General features: G+C 68.3%; 22 protein-coding genes. 13 read left to right on the top strand and 9 right to left on the bottom strand.

The genetic code is table 11. The annotated features are described in order from the left end of the window. The first annotated feature begins 64 nt into the window (after nucleotides 1–64). Nucleotides 65–622: a stationary phase response regulator transcription factor SpdR gene (gene spdR / locus AC07NF_RS07865; RefSeq protein ID WP_291880393.1), complete on the top strand. Its 558-nt coding sequence runs from the start codon at nucleotides 65–67 to the stop codon at nucleotides 620–622. A 174-nt stretch (nucleotides 623–796) separates the two neighbouring features. Here the strand turns inward: spdR and AC07NF_RS07860 are convergent, their stop codons facing one another. The 3 genes from AC07NF_RS07860 to AC07NF_RS07850 are packed head-to-tail and all read right to left on the bottom strand — an operon-like array spanning nucleotide 797 to nucleotide 2581. Continuing rightward, entirely contained in the window at nucleotides 797–1582 is a 786-nt protein-coding gene (locus tag AC07NF_RS07860) for an SDR family oxidoreductase (RefSeq protein WP_494633485.1), read from the bottom strand. A 45-nt stretch (nucleotides 1583–1627) separates the two neighbouring features. Beyond that, nucleotides 1628–1912 (bottom strand): 4a-hydroxytetrahydrobiopterin dehydratase, encoded by a 285-nt coding sequence (locus AC07NF_RS07855; RefSeq protein ID WP_454718311.1) that lies wholly within the window; start codon nucleotides 1910–1912, stop codon nucleotides 1628–1630. A gap of 27 nt (nucleotides 1913–1939) precedes the next feature. After that, nucleotides 1940–2581 (bottom strand): HAD-IA family hydrolase, encoded by a 642-nt coding sequence (locus AC07NF_RS07850; protein WP_494633484.1) that lies wholly within the window; start codon nucleotides 2579–2581, stop codon nucleotides 1940–1942. A gap of 129 nt (nucleotides 2582–2710) precedes the next feature. Between AC07NF_RS07850 and AC07NF_RS07845 the strand changes: the two genes are divergently transcribed. From AC07NF_RS07845 to AC07NF_RS07830, 4 genes are all read left to right on the top strand, one after another. Further along, the gene (locus AC07NF_RS07845) at nucleotides 2711–3202 is read left to right on the top strand and encodes a hypothetical protein (RefSeq protein WP_494633483.1); all 492 of its coding nucleotides are present in this window, start codon (nucleotides 2711–2713) and stop codon (nucleotides 3200–3202) included. Between the two features lie 281 nt (nucleotides 3203–3483). Beyond that, entirely contained in the window at nucleotides 3484–5523 is a 2040-nt protein-coding gene (locus AC07NF_RS07840) for an AsmA family protein (protein WP_494633482.1), read from the top strand. A gap of 74 nt (nucleotides 5524–5597) precedes the next feature. Next, nucleotides 5598–5921 (top strand): DUF3060 domain-containing protein, encoded by a 324-nt coding sequence (locus AC07NF_RS07835; protein ID WP_492813623.1) that lies wholly within the window; start codon nucleotides 5598–5600, stop codon nucleotides 5919–5921. 330 nt (nucleotides 5922–6251) lie between these two features. After that, nucleotides 6252–6527: a YjhX family toxin gene (locus AC07NF_RS07830; RefSeq protein WP_492813621.1), complete on the top strand. Its 276-nt coding sequence runs from the start codon at nucleotides 6252–6254 to the stop codon at nucleotides 6525–6527. Nucleotides 6528–6584: 57 nt separating this feature from the next. On the opposite strand, the gene rsmD is transcribed toward AC07NF_RS07830, so the two are convergent. Beyond that, entirely contained in the window at nucleotides 6585–7151 is a 567-nt protein-coding gene (rsmD, locus tag AC07NF_RS07825; RefSeq protein WP_494633481.1) for a 16S rRNA (guanine(966)-N(2))-methyltransferase RsmD, read from the bottom strand. Further along, on the bottom strand, nucleotides 7151–7774 hold the full coding sequence (locus AC07NF_RS07820) for a TMEM175 family protein (RefSeq protein WP_494633480.1): 624 nt from the start codon (nucleotides 7772–7774) through the stop codon (nucleotides 7151–7153). The genes rsmD and AC07NF_RS07820 overlap by 1 nt, the downstream gene beginning before the upstream one ends. A gap of 134 nt (nucleotides 7775–7908) precedes the next feature. Between AC07NF_RS07820 and AC07NF_RS07815 the strand changes: the two genes are divergently transcribed. Further along, complete coding sequence (locus AC07NF_RS07815) at nucleotides 7909–8880, top strand: CPBP family intramembrane glutamic endopeptidase (protein WP_494633479.1); 972 nt, start codon at nucleotides 7909–7911, stop codon at nucleotides 8878–8880. Here the strand turns inward: AC07NF_RS07815 and AC07NF_RS07810 are convergent. Beyond that, the gene (locus AC07NF_RS07810) at nucleotides 8877–10148 is read right to left on the bottom strand and encodes a pseudouridine synthase (RefSeq protein ID WP_494633478.1); all 1272 of its coding nucleotides are present in this window, start codon (nucleotides 10146–10148) and stop codon (nucleotides 8877–8879) included. The genes AC07NF_RS07815 and AC07NF_RS07810 overlap by 4 nt on opposite strands. Before the next feature lie 51 nt (nucleotides 10149–10199). On the opposite strand from AC07NF_RS07810, the gene tadA reads away from it, so the two are divergent. Next, complete coding sequence (gene tadA, locus AC07NF_RS07805; RefSeq protein WP_494633477.1) at nucleotides 10200–10685, top strand: tRNA adenosine(34) deaminase TadA; 486 nt, start codon at nucleotides 10200–10202, stop codon at nucleotides 10683–10685. Here tadA and AC07NF_RS07800 read toward each other — a convergent pair. Continuing rightward, complete coding sequence (locus AC07NF_RS07800; protein WP_492813610.1) at nucleotides 10678–11097, bottom strand: hypothetical protein; 420 nt, start codon at nucleotides 11095–11097, stop codon at nucleotides 10678–10680. The genes tadA and AC07NF_RS07800 overlap by 8 nt on opposite strands. A 119-nt stretch (nucleotides 11098–11216) precedes the next feature. On the opposite strand from AC07NF_RS07800, the gene pseB reads away from it, so the two are divergent. Further along, nucleotides 11217–12257 carry a UDP-N-acetylglucosamine 4,6-dehydratase (inverting) gene (gene pseB, locus AC07NF_RS07795; RefSeq protein WP_492813608.1) on the top strand — a complete coding sequence of 347 codons (1041 nt, stop codon included), beginning with the start codon at nucleotides 11217–11219 and terminating at the stop codon, nucleotides 12255–12257. Continuing rightward, entirely contained in the window at nucleotides 12254–13411 is a 1158-nt protein-coding gene (pseC, locus tag AC07NF_RS07790) for a UDP-4-amino-4,6-dideoxy-N-acetyl-beta-L-altrosamine transaminase (protein ID WP_494633476.1), read from the top strand. Before pseB ends, pseC begins: the two co-directional genes overlap by 4 nt. On the opposite strand, the gene AC07NF_RS07785 is transcribed toward pseC, so the two are convergent. After that, nucleotides 13408–13719, bottom strand: coding sequence for an EthD family reductase (locus tag AC07NF_RS07785; protein ID WP_494633475.1), 312 nt, complete (start codon nucleotides 13717–13719; stop codon nucleotides 13408–13410). The two genes, pseC and AC07NF_RS07785, sit on opposite strands and share 4 nt — an antisense overlap. A 161-nt stretch (nucleotides 13720–13880) precedes the next feature. Here AC07NF_RS07785 and AC07NF_RS07780 point away from each other — a divergent pair, with 161 nt between their 5' ends. Further along, nucleotides 13881–14186, top strand: coding sequence for a GNAT family N-acetyltransferase (locus AC07NF_RS07780; RefSeq protein WP_492813603.1), 306 nt, complete (start codon nucleotides 13881–13883; stop codon nucleotides 14184–14186). Between the two features lie 13 nt (nucleotides 14187–14199). On the opposite strand, the gene AC07NF_RS07775 is transcribed toward AC07NF_RS07780, so the two are convergent. Next, the gene (locus AC07NF_RS07775; protein ID WP_494633474.1) at nucleotides 14200–15900 is read right to left on the bottom strand and encodes a hypothetical protein; all 1701 of its coding nucleotides are present in this window, start codon (nucleotides 15898–15900) and stop codon (nucleotides 14200–14202) included. Between the two features lie 223 nt (nucleotides 15901–16123). Between AC07NF_RS07775 and chvI the strand changes: the two genes are divergently transcribed. From chvI to AC07NF_RS07760, 3 genes are read left to right on the top strand one after another with little or no spacing between them, the layout of a single operon-like run. Further along, a complete protein-coding gene (gene chvI / locus AC07NF_RS07770) occupies nucleotides 16124–16837 on the top strand; it encodes a two-component response regulator ChvI (protein WP_492813600.1) in 714 nt (237 codons plus the stop codon). Then, the gene (gene chvG / locus AC07NF_RS07765; protein ID WP_492813599.1) at nucleotides 16812–18431 is read left to right on the top strand and encodes a two-component sensor histidine kinase ChvG; all 1620 of its coding nucleotides are present in this window, start codon (nucleotides 16812–16814) and stop codon (nucleotides 18429–18431) included. Before chvI ends, chvG begins: the two co-directional genes overlap by 26 nt. Continuing rightward, entirely contained in the window at nucleotides 18428–18889 is a 462-nt protein-coding gene (locus tag AC07NF_RS07760) for an HPr kinase/phosphorylase (protein WP_494633473.1), read from the top strand. The genes chvG and AC07NF_RS07760 overlap by 4 nt, the downstream gene beginning before the upstream one ends. The last annotated feature ends 33 nt before the right edge of the window (nucleotides 18890–18922 follow it).

Genomic DNA, 18922 nt, shown 5'->3' with positions numbered 1-18922 from the left:
GTATCCTGGACACTATGGGTTGTTATTTGGCCTGTTGAGTATTGGCGCTGGAGGCGCGGACTTCATGGCGGATATTGGTGAGCTGGTCGCGGCCCTGCCGGACAAGACGCTGCTGCTTTTGGACGATGACGGCCCGTTGCGGACCCGGCTCGGACGAGCGCTGGAGCAGCGCGGCTTTGAGGTGACCCTGGCCGCTTCCGTCGCCGAGGCCCTGACCATCCTGCGCGGCGCCGCTCCGGCCCACGCGGTGCTGGATATGCGGCTGGAAGACGGCTCGGGCCTGAAGGTGGTCGAGGCGGTGCGCGACGCGCGGCCCGACGCCAAGGTCATCATGCTGACCGGCTACGGCAACATCGCCACCGCGGTGGCGGCGGTGAAGGCGGGGGTGGTCGACTACCTGTCCAAGCCGGCCGACGCCGACGACGTAGCTCGCGCCCTGCTGGCCGCCAAGGACGCCGCCCCGGCCCCGCCCGAGAACCCGATGAGCGCCGACCGGGTGCGCTGGGAACACATCCAGCGCGTCTACGAGATGTGCGGCCACAACGTGTCGGAAACGGCGCGGCGGCTGAACATGCACCGGCGGACCCTGCAGCGGATTTTGGCGAAGCGGGCGCCGCGCTGATCCCACCTCCCCTCTCCCCTTGTGGGAGAGGGTGGCCCGAAGGGCCGGGTGAGGGGTCGCACAGACAGAAACGCCGCGACAGCCGAAAGGCCGGTCGCGGCGTTTTGCGTTCTTCAACCCCTCATCCGTCGCCTGCGGCGACACCTTCTCCCGCAAGGGGAGAAGGGAATTTCCTCACATCGCGGAGATGCCGCCGTCGACCTTGATCTCGGCGCCGGTCATGAACTTGCTCTCGTCGCTGGCCAGGTACAGCACCGCATTGGCGATGTCGTTCGGCTCGCCGATGCGGCCCAGCGGCACCTGCCGGGCCAGCTTGGCGAAGGCCTCTTCCTTGCCGAACCGGGCTGAGAAGCCGTCCAGGATCGGGGTGTCGATGAAGGTCGGGTGGATCGAGTTCGAGCGGATGTCGAGCTTCATCTTGGCGCAGTACAGCGCGATGTTCTTGCTGAGCAGCCAGACCGCCGCCTTCGAGGCGTTGTAGGCCGGCGAATTGCCGTTGGCGATCAGGCCGGCGATCGAGCTCAGATTGATGATCGAGCCGGGCTGGTGCGCGCGCATGTGGGTCAGGGCGTGCTTGGCCCCCAGGAAGACGCTATCGACATTGACCGACATCACCTTCTTCCAGAGCCCGAAATCCAGGCTCTCGATCGGGCCGTCGCCGCCGATGCCGGCGTTGTTGACCAGCACCGACAGGCCGCCCATGTCGGCCGTCGCCTGCTCCAGAACCTCGATCCACTGGTCTTCCTGGGTGACGTCCAGCTGGTAGGCGAAGGCCGTGCCCGCGCCGTGGGCGGCGTTGATCTCGGCCGCCACGGCTTGCGCGCCGGCCAGGTTCAGGTCGGCCAGGGCGACCTTGGCCCCTTCGCCGGCCAGCATCCGCCCCGCCGCCGCGCCCAGACCCTGGGCGCCGCCCGTGATGAAGGCCTTCTTGCCGGCGACCCGGCCCGTGCTCTGCGCCATTGGCGGCGTCCTCCCGATTATAATTCAAACGGGAGTTTGAATTCTTCAGGCGGCGCTGTCCATGAACTTCGCCATCTGGACGTCCAATTCCGTCACCCCGTCCGCGTCATGCGTGGTCAGCAGCACCTCGACCCGGTTGTAGACATTGAACCACTCGGGGTGGTGATCCAGCTTGTCGGCCATGATCGCCACGCGGGTCATGAAGCCGAAGGCCTCGTTGAAGTCCGCGAACTTGAAGGTCTTGGCGATCGCGTCCTTGTGGTCCGGCGCGGCGCTCCAGCCTTGCAGTTGGGCGATCGCGGCGTCGGCGCCGATGCGGGGACGGGACATGGGAATCTCCGAGAGAACTTTGTCCCCTCAGAACGACAATCCGGTCGCTTCGGCAAGGTCGGCCAGCAACTGATCTTCGGTCGAGACCTTGATCGCCGTCATGCCCAGCGCCGCCGCCGGCTTGCAGTTGATGCCCAGGTCGTCGAGGTAGATGCAGGTCTCCGGCGCCACGTCGAGCAGCTCGCACATCATCTGGTAGATGCGCGGGTCGGGCTTCCTCACCCCCGCCTTGGAGCTTTCGATCATCGCGTCGAACAGGCTCATGATCTCGCTCACCGCCAGCGCCTTGTCGGCGCTCTGGGCCATGCCGGGGCCGTGGCCGGTGGGGACATTGTTGGTGATGCAGCCGACTTTGAACCGCGTCTTGCAGGCCTTCAGCGCGTCCAGCACCCGGGGCCGCAGGTCGCCATAGAGCAGCGGCAGCACTTCGGCCCCGCGAACGGCATGCCCAAGACGGGTGGCCTCTTCCAGGAACAGGGTGTCGAAGGCCGCCGCGTCGATCTCGGCGCGTTCGAATTTCGCCCAGGCGTTGCTGTCGCCATTGGTGGCGTTGACCGTGCGGATGAAGTTCTCGGGCAAGCCAGCTTGCGTCTCGTAGCGGCGGAAGGCCTCGAACGGCGAGGTCGTGAACACGCCGCCGAAATCCCAGATCACCGCCTCGATCGCCATGGCTGCCTCAAACACTTGTTTGAGGCCACGCTAGCCCCAGCGCGCCGCCAAGGGAAGCGCCCACGGCCACGCTCGCTTATTGGGTGAAACCGCACTCACCCTGCGTCGGGAAATGTTTTGTTAACCTCCATGATCGCGTTCCGCCTCCTGCCTGTCCTGGCCCTCACTGTGGTTAGCCTCGCCGCGCCGGCGATGGCTCAGCCACATCGGGGTGTGGGCCTGCCGCTGGATTCGGAGCTGCTGCCGCCGAACTCGGGGCCCGGCGACTGCGTCGTGCGCCGGGTGACCGGACCGGGCGGCGCCTATCGCTGGGATCGTGTCGAGTGCGACGCCGATCGCGGCTGGTCCGATCACGATCAGTGGGGCTACGGCAATCGCCGTCTCGATATTGAGACACGCGGCGGCTATGCGGGCGACCGCTACGGCGCGCCCCGTCATGAGTCGCGTTATGGCCGTCAGGTCGATCAGTATGAGTACGAGCAAGTTCGCGCATACAGCGATGGTTACGAACAGGGCCGTGGGGGCCCCGCCGTAAGCTATCCGCCGCCGTATGCGTACGGTTACGTCGCCGCCGGGCGCGACGAGGCCGGCTATCTGATCTGGCCCGGCAAGACGCCCTAACCCAAAGCGGGTGGCGCCGCCCTTGCGCCAAGAGCGTCTACACGCACCAAAATGGGACGGGGGAACAACTAACCATGCGCACGCCAAGCCGGCCGTTTTTCAAGGCTTATGAACTCGTGGCCATCGCCGTATTCCTGATCGCGGGAGTCGTCGTTTGCCGGATCGGCCTCGTCTACTGACGACGCCTTCCAACTAGACTCGCTTCAATTTGGAACACGATCGCCGGCCTCACGCGTTGTGAGGGTTCAACCGGAGCCACGATCCTGTCCACCGCCGACGTCATGCCCGCGCCTAGACCGCCTCGGAACCCGTTCCGGGGGCTGTCTCGGCGCGCGCGGATCGGCATCGGTTCGGCCCTCGCCCTAGTCGCGGCGGTCATCGCCTTCCTGGTGATCTTCGACTGGAACTGGCTGCGCGGCCCGATCGGCCGCTACGCCTCGGTCCAACTTCAGCGCGAGGTGGTGATCGCCGGCGACCTGCGGGTCCATCCCTGGTCGTTCTCGCCCAGAGCCGAGGCCTACAATCTGCGCATCGGCCAGCCGGCTTGGGCCAAGACGGTCGACAAGGACGCGGGCCAGATGGCTCAGGTCCAGCGCGTGGCCGTGCAGATCAAGATCCTGCCGCTGCTGAAGGGCGACGTCATCCTGCCCTTCCTGGCCATCGACAAGGCCGACGTGCGCCTGCTGCGTGACAAGGACGGCAAGGCCAACTGGACCTTCGGCGCGGCCAAGAGCGACAAGCCGCTGAAGCTGCCGGCCATCCAGCGTTTCGTGATCAACGAGGGTAAGCTGCGGGTCGACGACCGCCAGCGCGGCGCGCTGTTTGTCGGCACGGTCAACGCCCAGGAACGCGCCGGCGAGAAGGGCGGCCGGTTCGTGCTGGAGGGCAAGGGCAGCCTGAACCAGTCGGCCTTCGTGGCCCAGGTCACCGGCGGCCCGCTGCTGAACATCTCGCCCAGCCGGCCCTATCCGTTCGACGCCTCGATCCAGGCGGGTTCGACCAAGATCACCGCCGAGGGCAATGTGATCAAGCCCTTCGACCTGGGCCGGTTCGAGACCCAGCTCAGCATCTCCGGCGCCGACCTGAACCGACTGCACGACCTGACCGGCCTGACCTTGCCCAACACCCCGCCCTACAAGGTCTCGGGCCACCTGGCGCGCAAGGGCGACCGCTACGACTTCGAAAAGCTGTCGGGCCGGGTCGGCGACAGCGACATCAGCGGCGATCTCTTCGTGCTGACCGGGCGCGAGCGGCCCTATCTGGAGGCCGACCTGCGCTCGCGTCGCCTGGACTTCGACGACCTGGGCAGCCTGTTCGGCGCCGCCCCGGCCACGGGTCGCGGCGAGACCGCCTCGGCCGGCCAGAAGGTCGAGGCCGCCCAGCGCGACGCCACCCAGCGCCTGCTGCCCGACGCCACCCTGCAGGTCGACCGCATCCGCGCCATGGACGCCAAGGTCAGCTACCGCGCCGAGACCGTGAACGCGCCCAACCTGCCCCTGCGCAAGGTCAGCGCCGAGGTCGTCCTGGACAAGGGCGTGCTGACCGTCGACCCGATCGCCCTGACCTTCTCGCGCGGCGATCTGAAAGGGAAGGTCCGTCTGGACGCCCGTCCGGCCACGCCCAAGACCGACATCGACGTGCGCCTGCTGAACGCCCGGCTGGAGGACTTCATCCCGTTCAAAGCTAACGGCAAGCCGGCCATCGAGGGCGCGGTCATGGCCCGCGCCAAGCTGACGGGGACCGGCAACAGCGTGCATCGCGCGGCCTCTACGGCGGATGGTTCGGTGACCCTGGTCGCCCCGCGCGGCCAGATCCGTCAGGCCTTCGCCGAGCTCTTGGGCGTCAACGCGTCCAAGGGCCTGATCCTGCTGCTGTCGAAGAGCAACAAGGAGACGCCGGTGCGCTGCGCCGTCGCCGACTTCGACGTCAAGAACGGGGTGATGACCACCAGCACCCTGGTCGCCGACACCGGCGTCGTGCTGGCCAAGGGTCGCGGCACGGTGGACCTGCGCACCGAGCGCATGGACTTCCGCATCGAGGGCGACAGCAAGAAGCCGCGCCTGGTGCGGCTGTTCATCCCGATCACCATCAAAGGCCCGATCATGGCCCCGAAGCCCGGCCTGGACGCCAGCCAGGCCGTCGGCCAGGGCGGCATCGCCGCGGCGCTGGGCTCGCTCATCAACCCGCTGGCCGCCCTGCTGCCCTTCGTTACAACCGGCGAGGCCAAGGACGCCGATTGCGCCGGCCTGGTCAGCGAAGCCCGCCAGCAGGGCGCGCCGGTCAAGGCCAGCCAGACCACGCCCGCCAAGGCCAAGAAATAACCGCTACCTTCGGTGGAGCTTTCAGGCCGCCCGCGCGTTTGCAGCCGAGCTGTAACCTTGAGGACCGCCGCGTCATGATTTCCCTGTCCCTGCTCGCGCTTGTTTCCGGCCTGGCCGGCGCACCGGATTCGGTTCGCGTCACCGGCATCGGCCAGTCCCGCACGATCGAATGCGATGGCCGCGCCGCCGTCGTCGAGGGCACGGATCACGCCCTGACCTTCACGGGCGCTTGCGCGGGCCTGACGCTGACGGGCACGGGCAGCAAGGTGACGATCGACCTGGCTCCCGGCGCGCCCATCACGGTGACCGGCACGGACCAGACGGTCCGTTGGCGCGCGACCAAGCCGCCCAAGGTCAGCGTCACCGGCATCGACAACAGTGTCAGCAAGGCGCCGTAGGAATCCCCTTCTCTCCTTGCGGGAGAAGGTGGCCCGAAGGGCCGGATGAGGGGTCGCACCGACTTGTCGGATAGGCCTTTCAACCCCTCACCCGACCCGCTTCGCGGGCCACCCTCTCCCGCAAGGGGAGAGGGATAACTTGAGCTTTGCCGGCTCTTCCCCCATCTTCCCCACACCAACTCTTCTTGTGTGGTTCATGTCCGAGATTGTGCGCGAGGCGCGGGCCTAACAGGCTCCGAACCTCGGTTCGAATGTCTAGAGGCCCGCTATCCGCCCGCGCAGACGCCAGGCGGCTGCGTGATCGTATGCCTCGATCTCTCGGACAATCCCTTGAACATCTCCAAACCGCAGCAACGCACGCTGCATGCTCTGGCCCAAGGCGGCCGGATCGAACTGGAACGTGACGACAACGGCAAGATCGTCTCGGCCGACTGCATCACCCGCGACGGCTGGGCGCTGACCGACTGCAATGTCGGCGTCTTCCAGTCGCTGAAACGCAAACGCCTGATCGCCAGCCAGGAGGGCGGGCCCTACCGGATCACCCGGTTGGGGCTGGGCAACCTGCGCGCCCAACTCGACAACCGAGTGGGCGCTAAGGCCTGGTAGCTTTGCCTATTCCTGGATCCCGGACAGCCTCTTCGAGGCTTCCGGGATGACGAGCTTTTAGCTCGTCAGCTTGTAGAACAGGACGCGCGCGGCGCCGTAGTCGCGCGCGTCGATCTGCTCGAAGCCGTCCAGCACCGGATCGACCTCACCCCGGCCGCGCTCGAACATCAGGATCGCGCCGGGGGCCAGCCAGTCGTGGGCCTTCATCTCGGCCACGGCCTTTTCGCCCAGACCCTTGTTGTAGGGCGGATCCAAGAAGGCGATGTCGAACGGCGCGCCGGCGCTGGCCGGACGCGGACCCAGGTCGGTGGCGTCGCGGCGGTGCACGCGGGTGACGCCGAACAGGTGCATGGCGTCGATGTTCTCGCGGATCGCCCCGCGTGCGGCGTCGTCGGTCTCGACGAACAGGCAGAAGGCCGCGCCGCGCGACAGGGCCTCCAGCCCCAGCGCGCCCGAGCCGGCGAAGACGTCGATCACCCGTGCGCCGTGCAGCTCCGGCGCCCAGGCGGCGTGCTCCAGGATGTTGAACACGGCCTGGCGGGCGCGGTCGGAAGTCGGACGGGTGGTGCCGCCCGGCGGCGTGGCGATGGCCTTGCCGCGATATTGGCCCGAGACGATGCGCATCAGGCGGCCTTCGGCGCCAAGCGACGGCCGATCAGGTTGAGACCGATCACCAGCGCGGCCAGCAGGGCCCAGCCCCACGGCTTGACCAGGCTGAAGATCGTCAGCCCGCACATCAGGCCCGGCAGCAGCGCCACGCGCAGCAGCACGAACACCGCCTCGCCCGTCGGCATCGGCTCGGTCAGCTTGCCGATGAAGGCGGCGTAGGCCCAGACCAGGCCCATGGCCAGGCCGATCAGCGCCACGTGGCCGACATAGACCAGCACGGCCTCGCCGCCACGGCTCTCCCAGAGCAGCTCGGTGACCAGCGGCAGCAGGGCGATCAGGCCCAGGACCACCAGGTTGACGACGTCCAGGCCGCCATTGGCCCGGACCAGACGGGCGAACACCCGGCGGTGGCTGAACCAGCAGACCCCGACCACCGCGAACGACACGGCATAGGCGGTCAGCTTGGCGCCCATCTGGGCGAACAGGTCGGCAATGCCATGCCAGTGGTGCGGCGGGTGGATCTCGATGGCCAGCAGGGTGATGGCGATGGCGAACACGGCGTCCGAGAACAACACCAGCCGATGCAGATGCCCGGGCGTGCTGTCGTGCCCATCCTTGCTCAAAACGCCGTCGCTCATGCCCATTTCCCTCATGCCCCTTACAACCGGTAACCGGATGTGTGCCGTCCCGAGCGCCCTGCGGCAAGCGCGCGCTTTACAAGATCGTGGCCGCCCCCTCTTAGTCGCCGCGACAGGCAAGAGGCGATCCGACAATGGGCATGGGCGAGCTGATGGGGGCGGTGAGGCGGTCGCGCTTCCTGGCCGACCTGTCGCCCTATGACCGCGACCCTTGGCGGACCGTGTTCGCCGTGCCGATCGGCGTGCTGGCGGCGGCCGTCGGAGCCCTGCTGGGCGGCATCGCCGCGACCCTGATCGCCATGCTGGTGGTCAGCGGCCTGGACGGCGCGCCAGCGGCCGGCGACCTGTTCTCCGTCTTCTCGGCCTCGCCCACGGCCTTCCCGACCGCGCGTCAGTCTCTGTTCCTGCTGACCGTTCTGGCCGGGGTGAACCTGGGCGCGGCGGTGGGCTTCGTGTTCGCGGCCGGGGCGATCCACCACCGCAAGATCACCGACTACATCAATGCCGGCCAGGCGTTCCGCTGGCGCCTGCTGCTGGGCGGCCTGGTGCTGGTCGGCGTCGTCATGACCGCCGTGGTCGGCGTCGCGGCCCTGGGCGGCGAGGCCATGGATCCGCCGATCGGCCGCATCTCGCCCAACCTGGCCGGACAGGCGATCTACGGGGCCTTGGCCGTCGCCCTGCTGGTGCTGGCCGCCGCCGCCGAGGAGATCCTGTTCCGCGGCTGGCTGCTGAAGCAGAGCGCCGCCTACATCCACAATCCCGTGGCCTTGATGGTCCTGAACGGCCTGCTGTTCGCCGCCATCCACTTCGACCCCAATATCGACGCCTTCCTGGTGCGCGCGGCCATGGGCGCGGGCCTGACCTGGATGGCCCTGCGCCTGGGCGGCATCGAGCTGGGCGTCGGCGCCCACGCGGCCAACAACGCCGTCATCGTGCTGCTGATCCGGCCGATGACCAGCCACCCCGACGCCCCGCACGAGTTCCGCGCGGGGCTGATCGGCAGCGCCCTGGTGATCCTGGCCGGCTTTATCGGCGTGGCCGAGCTGTCGCTACGCTGGCCGGCGCTACGACGCTGGACGGGCGCTTCGGCGGCCGCTGCGGCCTAGCGCTTCGGACCACCGCGCGGCGCAGGACCACGCCCGCCCGCGCCGCCCGCAGGCTTGCCCCCTGAACGCGGCGCCGCCCGACCCGGCTTTTCCGACACCCGACGCGCTGCGCCGTCAGCAGGCTTGGCGCCCGGACGGGCCGCCGCCGGCTTGCCGCGGGCGGCGGGTTTGCCGATGTCGATGAACTTGCTGTCGATCGACTTGGGCGCGCGCTTGGCCTTGGACTGGGCGACGCCCTTGCTGGCGCCCTTGCTCGGCGCGTGCGGCGAGACCTTCTTCTTCGGCTTGGCCCAGCCAGCCTTGTAGACCGGCTTTTCGGGCTTTTCCGGCGCGTCCGGCTTGAGGTCGCGGTCGGCGCGCGGCGCGCCCCGGCGCTGCAGATCACCGCCACCCGGCGTGCCGGGCGCCTTCACGGCGGCGGCGATGCCGCCGAACTTCGGACGATCGCCGGTCGGCATGTTCTCTTCGGAGATGATGCCTTCCATGAGCTCGCGGATCACCCGGGGACCGACCTCCTCGATCTGACCGGCTTCCAGCGGACCCAGGGCGAACGGGCCGTAGGACATGCGGATCAGGCGGTTGACCTTCAGGCCCAGGGCTTCCAGCACCTTGCGGACTTCGCGGTTCTTGCCTTCGGAGAGCGAGACCGTGATCCAGATGTTCTTGCCGCCGCCAGCCTTGTCGTGGGCCTTGTCGATCTTGGCTTCGATGGAGCCGTACTTGACGCCTTCGACGGTGATCCCGTCCTTCAGCCTGTCCAGCTTGGCCTGCGTCGTGTCGCCGAAGGCGCGGGCGCGATAACGACGAACCCAGGCGTTGCTGGGCGTTTCCAGGGCGCGCGACAGCTCGCCGTCATTGGTCAACAGCAGCAGGCCTTCGGAGTTCAAGTCCAGGCGGCCGACCGAGATCAGGCGCGGCAGGTCCTTGGGCAGCGAGCCGAACACCGTCGGCCGGCCCTTGGGGTCGTTGTGAGTGGTCATCAGCCCGGTGGGCTTGTGATAGCGGAAGATCCGGGTCGGTTCGCGCTCGGCCACCAACTGGCCGTCGACGGTGAGGAAGTCGCCGGGCGCGACCTTGACCGCCGGGGTGGTCAGCACCTTGCCGTTGATCGCCACGCGGCCAGCCTCGATCAGCCGCTCGACCTCGCGCCGCGACGCCACGCCGGCCCGCGCCAGGGCCTTGGCCACCCGTTCGCCGGGACCGTTCTCCAGATCGCCGTCCTCGCCGTCGAGGTGCGGTTCGTATAGGGGATCGTGAGGTTTGGTCATTTCGGCGTCCTTCTCGGGCTGGGCGCATCTCTCGATGGGCTTTTCTTGGTAATGCGCACTGATCAGGACGAGGATCAAGACCACCGCATGATGCGCCTGGCGCTCGACGCCGCCCGCGCCGCCGCCGAGGCCGGCGAAACCCCGGTCGGCGCGGTGATCCTGGATCCGAAGACCGGCGAGGTCATCGCCACGGCCGGCAACGGCCCGATCGCCGCCCACGACCCAACGGCCCACGCCGAGATCGCCGTCATGCGCGCCGCCGCCGCCAAGCTGGAGAACTATCGGCTGACCGACCTGACGTTGGTCGTGACCCTGGAGCCCTGCGCCATGTGCGCCGGGGCCATCAGCCATGCGCGGATCGGCCGGGTGGTGTTCGGGGCCGAGGACCCGAAGGGCGGCGCGGTCGTGCATGGCCCGAAGTTCTTCGCCCAGCCCACCTGCCACTGGCGGCCCGAGGTAACCGGCGGCGTGCTGGCGGACGAGAGCGCGGACTTGCTGCGGGGGTTTTTCCGAGCCCGCCGCAAGAAACCTAGCTGAGCAGGGCCGAGCCCATCAGGACCCGGGCGCCTGGCTTGCCCAGCACTTGGTCACAGGCCTTCTGCAGTTCGCGGCCGACATGGTCCATGTCCGGGGCGACGCCGCCGCGCAGGCCGGCGGCATAGACCATCAACACCTGGGCGAAGGCGGCCCGCAGGCGCGGCGTCGAGGCCTGGGCGCGGGTCATCAGGGTCGGATCCTTGGCCTGGATGCCCGCCTCGACGGTCATCACGCCCCGGCGGCCGTCGCGGCGCAGGACCACCGCATTGATCGGGTCCAGGGCGAAATAGGTCGGCGGCGCCTTCTTCTCTTCTCCCCCGCCGTGACCGGCGAAGGCGACCGTCGGCGCGGCCAGGGAGCCGCCGGCGAGGGCGGCGATCAGGGCGATCGGGAGGAGGCGAGTGCGGCGCATGACGCCTTGCTACCGCAACGTGGTTGACGTCCTCTTTACATCTGGAGGCGCAAACAGAGACGTTAACCACGATTCGCCGCGGGGCCCTGATGCGCCGCGGACGTCGCAGGAGGCTGGACTTGGGTCGTTTTTCTCCCAAATCGCTCGATCTGGACGGCAAGGTGATCCTGGTCACCGGCGGCACAGGCTCATTCGGTCGCCGCTTCATCGAGACGGTGCTGCGACGCTATGACCCGCGCAAGGTCATCATCTATTCGCGCGACGAGCTGAAGCAGAGCGACATGCAGCTCGAAATGCGCGAGCAGTTCGACGAGGCCACCTACGGCAAGCTGCGCTTCTTCCTGGGCGACGTGCGGGATCGCGAGCGCCTGACCCTGGCCCTGCGCGGCGTCGACATCGTCATCCACGCCGCGGCCCTGAAGCAGGTGCCGGCGGCCGAGTACAATCCGTCGGAATGCATCCACACCAACGTGCTGGGCGCCGAGAACGTGGTCTGGGCCAGTCTCAACAACGGCGTGAAGCAGGTCGTGGCCCTGTCGACCGACAAGGCCTGCAACCCGACCAACCTGTATGGCGCGACCAAGCTGGCCTCGGACAAGACCTTCGTGGCGGCCAACAACCTGTCGGGCGACATCGGCACGCGGTTCTGCGTCGTGCGCTACGGCAACGTGGTCGGCTCGCGCGGCAGCGTGGTGCCGCTGTATCGCCGCCTGCTGAGCCAGGGCGCGACCGAGCTGCCGGTCACCGACCCGCGCATGACCCGCTTCTGGATCACCCTGAACGAAGGCGTCGACTTCGTGCTGTCGTCCCTGACCATGATGCGCGGCGGCGAGATCTTCGTGCCCAAGATCCCGTCCATGGCCATGCCCGACCTGGTCAAGGCCATGTCGCCGGACGCCGGCATGAAGGTGATCGGCATCCGCCCAGGCGAGAAGCTGCACGAGATCATGATCAGCGCCGACGACTCGCGCTCGACCGTCGAGTTCGAGGACCGCTTCGCCATCGAGCCCAACTTCGCCGAGTTCGGCCGCACGCCCTACTCGGCCGCCGATGGCGCCAAGCCGGTCGCCGAGGACTTCTCGTACAGCAGCGACAACAACCACGATTGGCTCTCGCCGGAAGGTCTGCTGGCCATGCTGGAGGAGAAGGCCGCGCGATGAGCGGCTTCCTGCCCTACGGTCGCCAGACGATCGAGGACGACGACATCGCCGCCGTCGCCGAGGCGCTGCGCGGCGACTTTCTCACGACGGGCCCGACGGTCGAGGCGTTCGAAACCGCCTTCGCCAAGAAGGTCGGGGCTGATCACGCGATCGCCGTCTCGAACGGTACGGCCACCCTGCATCTGGCGATGATGGCCCTGGGCGTCGGCGAGGGTGACGTCTGCGTCGCCCCGTCGGTCACCTTCCTAGCCACCGCCAATTGCGCCCGCTACGTCGGGGCCGAGGTGGTGTTCGCCGATGTCGATCCCGACAGCGGTCTGATGACGCCCGACACCCTGGGCAAGGCCCTGAACGGCATCAAGGGCAAGCGGGTCAAGGCGGTGCTGCCGGTGCATCTGCGCGGCGACGTCTGCGACCTGCCGGCCCTGAAGGCCATGGCCAGCGCGTCCGGCGCGGTGCTGGTCGAGGACGCGCCGCATGCGCTGGGTTCGATCGGCACGTTCGGCGGTGTCGCCCATCCCGTCGGCGACGGCGCCTATTCCAGCTTCGCCAGCTTCTCGTTCCATCCGGTCAAGACGCTGGCCACCGGCGAAGGCGGCATGCTGACCACCAACGATGCGGCGCTGGCCGCCAAGGCCCGCCTGCTGCGCTCGCACGGCATGGTCCGCCAGCCCGGCGGCGATCCGTGGTGGTATGAGATGCCGGAGCTGGGCTTCAACTACCGCATCCCGGACGTGCTCTGCGCGCTGGGCCTGTCGCAACTGGCCAAGCTGGACCGCTTCGTCGGCCGCCGGCGTGAGCTGACGGCGCTCTACGCCAAGCTGCTGGCGCAGCGCGCGCCGCGCGTGCGGCTGGCGTCGAGCCCGGCGCATTCCGATCCGGCCCTGCACCTGCTGACCGTGCTGATCGACTTCGAGGCCGAGGGCCTGAGCCGCCGCACCGTGGTCGACAGCCTCAAGAGCCAGGGGATCGGGACGCAGGTCCACTACATCCCGGTGCACCGCCAGCCCTACTATGTGAACCGTCAGGGCCTGGCTGACTTGCCCGGCGCGGACGCCTGGTACAAGCGCTGCCTGACCCTGCCGCTATACCCGGCCATGACCGACGGCGACGTCGAACGCGTGGTCGACGCGCTCGACGCGATCCTGGGCTAGCGCGCCTCGCTGATCTGGGCGATCGGCTGGATGTCGGTGAAGTTGGCGACGTCGGCCATCACCTCGGGTCCGCGCGGCCCGGCCAGCGACGCCTGCAGCGCCGCCGCGTCCCGGAAGGTCAGGAGGGCGATCGCCACGTAGGGCGCGGGACCACCGCCCGGCGCGGCCAAGCCTTTCAGCACCTGGACGCTCTCCAGCCCCGTTTCCGCGAAGGCCTCCTTGGCCAGCGGAATGTGGGTCGTCTCGTAGTAGTCGAGATCGAACTTCGCCTCGTCGACGGCGGGATAGAGGACGGTGAACACAGCCATGGCGGTCTCTCCGAACGGTCCTCAGCGACCGATCGGAGAGACCCTACCGGGCGCCGTCGGGGAAGAGTCAAACCCTGGCGAGGCCCAGCGGCCCCAAACGCTTGATCGCTTGCACGTCAAAGCCCAAACAAGCCTTCACGCAGAAAGCTCAGAGACTCGCCATGTCCGACCCCGAGATCCGTGACCACGCCGAGATGCATCGCTACGAACTGCCTGTCGACGGCGAGCTTGCGGTGGTGACCTACAACCTGTCCCCCGGCAGCCTGATGATCACCGAGACCTTGGTGCCCGAAAGGCTGGAAGGAAAAGGGCTCGCCAGCCGCCTCGCCAAACACGTGCTCGCCGACGCCAAGGATCGCGGCCTGCTCGTCCTGCCGGTTTGCCCGTTCTTCGCGGGCTACCTGCAAAAGCATCCCGAACATGCGGACGTGGTGCACCCGACCTATCGGACCATATTGGGGATTTAATCAGCCCACCGCCTTAGGCCGCCTGTCCAACCAGCGTCTTGATCAGGTCCATCGTCTGGGGCGATCCGGCCAGCTGCTCGCGCGAGCTGGGATCCCGCGCCAGTTTCAGCGCTTCCATCCGCGCCTTCTCGGCCACCGGACCACTCGGACCCGCCTCGCCCATGGCCAGCTTGGCCAAGAGTTGCAGGCGGTGCGGCAGCGGGGCGGGGGCGCGGACCAGCATGGTCAGCAGGCGGGTGTCGGCCTCGACCAGGGCGCCGATGTCGCCCAGCTTGGCGCAGAGCGGCTCGTAGTCCTCGCGGACCAGGCCCGAGCGGGTGAGCTGGCGCTGCAGACCGGCCAGATGGCCGAGCTTGGCGACCGGCGAGTCGGGGCCTGCGCGCATTTCCTTCTCGAAGCGCATGGCGCTGATATTGGCGTTCAGCCAGCGGCCCGCATTGCGTTTGTTGACCGCGCCCATGACGTTTTCGGCCAGGCGGATCAGCATCTTGATCTCTTCGTGGGCCGAGCGGTCGCGGCCCAGCAGCGAGTCGATGAAGTCGCCGTTCAGCAAGGTCTTGGAACGGGTGGTGAAGGCGTTCTGGATGTCCTCGGCCTGGAGGATGCGGCCGGCGGCGGCGGTCAGGCTCATGGCCAGGGCGCGCAGGTATTCGATCTCCTGCTCGGCGTCGCTGGGCTTGAGGCGGCGCACGCCGTTCAGCTCGGTGAGCACGCGCTGAGCAATCGCCTTGCGCACGCTGGGGAACTCGTCGCGCGACAGCCATTCGCCCAGGCGACGGGCGGTGCCCGACAGCTCGGGCATGACATGGCGGACGCTGTTCTCGATCTTGATCAGGGCCTCGACCGCGACGCCGCCGGTCAGGCGGGTCATGGCCGCCAGGGTGGCGCCCAGGTCTTCGTTTGTGGTGGCCAGCAGGTCGCCCATGCCGGCCCGCGAGCCGATGATCTCGGACAGGGGTTGTTCGATGGCGGCCAGGGCGGCGGCGCGGGCGCGCGGCTCTTCCGGCGCGGCGTCGGCCAGGTCCAGCAGGCGAGCGATCTTGTCGCTCCAGTTGGTGGCCACGGCGATCGAGGCGGCGACGCCGGCCCCCAGCAGGAAGGCGCGGTCCGGATCGGCGACCAGGCGCTCGGCGGCTTTGGCGAAGCCTTCCTTGTCGAGGTCGGGCAGCGCGCCCTTCTTGAAGGCCTTGGTCAGGTTGGCGATCGTGCGCTCGACCAGACCCTGGAAGTGACGGATGACCTCGTGCACGGACTGGCCGCGCGCCTCGGCTTCCGGAATGGCGATCTTCTGCAGCGCGTGCTGCAGGTCGGTGCCGGACGCCTCGAGCTTTTCAACCAGGTCGGGGCGGTGCAGCAGTTCGAACGGGGTGGCCTTGTGCCGGTTCAGGAAGCCTTCCAGCAGGCGGCCGATCCGGTCGCGGGCGTGGGCGGTGTAGAGGTCGGCCGGCTGCACGCACAGCGGATCGCGCTCCTCGACTTCCTTCTTCGGCTTGCCGCCGTCGACCATCCCCTTGGTGAAGATGGCGATCGACTTGTATTCGCCGGTGGCGCTGTCGAGGGTTTCCTTGCTGACGCGGACGGCGACGGCGCGGCCCTGCTCAAGGACGTCCTCGGCGACCTGCAGCGCATGCGCGCGGTTTTCCGAGGCGATCTCGAGCGTCCACTGCGCGCCGACTTTCCGCCGGACAAAAAGCTCGTAATGGACTTGGCTCATGTGCCGATTGCTCCGGGAACCCACTCCCCCAGGAAGCCCCACTATGGGTCTCAAGACCTTAAGGTGAGGTTGAGGCGCCGTTTTTCCGACAAATGGCGCCTTCCTCGGGCCGCAAAGGCCGAACAGAACCGATGGAAAGCTTTACCGCGCCACGCGTTGAAGCTGATCCAGTCGATGGATAAGATCGACTTGATTGAGAAGGCGAAGGACTAGATCGACTCAAATGGCCGCCATCACCCTCATTGACGATGACGAGAACATCGTCGCCTCGGTCTCGCTGGCGCTGGAAAGCCACGGCCACGCGGTGAAGGCCTATTATGACGGGGCTTCCGGCCTGGAAGCCGTCGAGGCCAGCCCGCCGGACCTGGTGATCCTGGACGTGAAGATGCCGCGCATGGACGGCATGGAAGTGCTGCGCCGCCTGCGCCAGACGTCCGAGATCCCGGTGATCATGCTGACGTCCAAGGACGACGAGATCGACGAGATCCTGGGCTTCAACCTCGGCGCCGACGACTACATGCACAAGCCGTTCAGCCAGCGCCTGCTGCTGGAGCGGGTGAAGGCCGTGCTGCGCCGCGCCCGTCCGGAAGAGGAAGAGGTCGGCGGAACCGCCGCGGCCGGGGCCGCCGGCTCCAAGGTCATGAAGCGCGGCAAGCTGACCCTGGACCCCGCGCGCCACGACAGCCTGTGGGACGGCCGCCCCGTGCGCCTGACCGTCACCGAATTCCTGCTGCTGCAGGCCCTGGCCCAGCGTCCGGGCTTCGTGAAGAGCCGCGACAACCTGATGGACGCCGCCTACGACGATCAGGTCTATGTCGACGACCGCACGATCGACAGCCACATCAAGCGCATGCGCAAGAAGTTCCGTCAGGTCGATTCGGAATTCGACTCCATCGAGACCCTGTACGGCGTTGGCTACCGTTACCGCGAAGCCTGAACCCGCGCCCGAGGCCCCTCCGGAACGCCGGAAGCGCTTCACCTGGCCGCGCGGGTCGCGGCTGGGACGGCTGATCATCACCCTGAACGTGCTGGCCCTGGCGATCGTGATCGTCGGGGCCCTGGTGCTGAACGAGCTGCGCAGCGGCCTGATCAACGCGCGGATCGACAGCCTGACCACCCAGGGCCAGCTGATCGCCAAGGTCATCGACCAGGCCGCCACGATCGGCGATCCCGAGCCGATGCTGGACCCCTCGGCGGCCAGCCAGCTGATGCAGCTGCTGTTCATTCCGCGCGGCCAGCGGGCCCGGCTGTTCGACGCCGACGGCAAGGTGCTGGCCGACTCGTTCGTGGTCGCCGACCGCGTCGACTGGAAGGTGCTGCCGCCGGCCCGCAAGCCCGGCGAGAAGACCAGCCCCCCGCATCTCAGCCCCGCCGCACAGGCTCGCGCCGAGCGGGCGCATCAGGACCTGACCAACGAAATCGCCCAGGCCCGCCGGGGCCACATCGCCGCCGGCGTCCGGGTGGCCGAGGACGGCGAGCGGGTGGTGTCGGTGTCGATCCCGATCCAGCACGTCCGCGCCATCCTGGGCGTCCTGACCCTGGAGGCCGGCGACATCGACGAGATCATCTCGGCCGAACGCAAGGCCCTCCTGCCGTTCATCCTGGTGGCCATGGTCGCCATCGTGCTGTCCAGCGTGCTGCTTCATCGCCTTGTGGCCGTGCCGGTGCTGCGCCTGGCCCGCGCCGCCGACCATGTCCGCCTGCAAGGCGCGCGCGCCATCTCGCTGCCCGACCTGTCCGAGCGCCGTGACGAGGTCGGCGACCTGTCGCGCTCGCTGGAGGACATGACCCACTCGTTGTCCGAGCGCATGGACGCCATCGAGCGCTTCGCCGCCGACGTGGCCCACGAGATCAAGAACCCCCTGACCTCGATCCGCTCGGCCATCGAGACCCTGGACCTGGTCACCGACCCCGCCGCCCGCGCCCGGCTGCTGGCCATCCTGCAGAACGACGTCAACCGTTTGGACCGCCTGGTCACCGACATCTCCAACGCCTCGCGCCTGGACGCGGAGCTGTCGCGCGAGCATCCCAAGGCGCTGGACCTGAGCAAGCTGCTGGTCGAGGTGGCCGCCCTCTACGAGGCCCAGCTGCGCCCCGGCCCCGCGCCCGGCAGCGTGCGGGTCAAGCTGGCGATCGAGGCGTCCCAGAAGACGCCCTTGATCCTGGCGCGCGAGACCCCGATCGGCCAGGTGTTCCGCAACCTGATCGACAACGCCCGCTCGTTCAGCCCCGACGACGGCGAAGTGCGCGTCTTCCTGATCCGTCCGCGCGGCAAGACGACGGTGGCGGTGATCCTCGACGACGACGGTCCCGGCATTCCGCCCGACAATCTCGAGACCATCTTCGAGCGCTTCTACACCTCGCGCCCCAAGGGCCGGGCGTTCGGCGGCAATTCGGGCCTGGGCCTCTCCATCGCCCGCCAGATCGTCGAGGCCCACGGCGGCCTGATCCACGCCGAGAATCGCACCGACGCGACCGGCGCGATCGTCGGCGCTCGCTTCGTTGTCGAGCTGCCCGAGGCCTACGCGTGATTCGGCCGCCAGAGGTTCTGCCAGAGGTTCTCCATGGGGGCCTGATCGCTCGCCGCCAGGACGGCCTCTGGCGTGGCGTCCTGATCCAGGGACCTTCGGGCGTCGGCAAGAGCGACCTGGCCCTGCGCGCCCTCGAGGCCGGCTTTCGCCTGGTGGCCGATGACCGGGTCGTGACCTTCGCCAACGCCGGCCGCGCTTGGGGCAAACCGCACGAGACCCTGGCCGGCCTGCTGGAGATTCGCGGCCTGGGCATCGTGCGCACGCCGGCCCTGGACCTTTGCCAGATCGCCCTGGTCATCCACTGCGTCGAGACGGCCGAAGCGGTCGAGCGCCTACCCGATCCCCGGTTCACGTCGATCGCGGGCGTTTCCATCCCCACCTTCGACCTGTGGCCGCGAGAACCCGCCGCGCCCTTGAAAATCGACCGCATGATGCAGTCTCTTGGAGTCGCATCCTAACGGGCGTATCAAGGCCGCCCGCGCGACGCTCTC

It is taken from the genome of Caulobacter sp. GW821-FHT10A06 (assembly GCF_059415805.1).
Note: the sequence above shows the minus strand (reverse complement) of the source record. Positions and strands in the feature narration are given on the sequence as shown.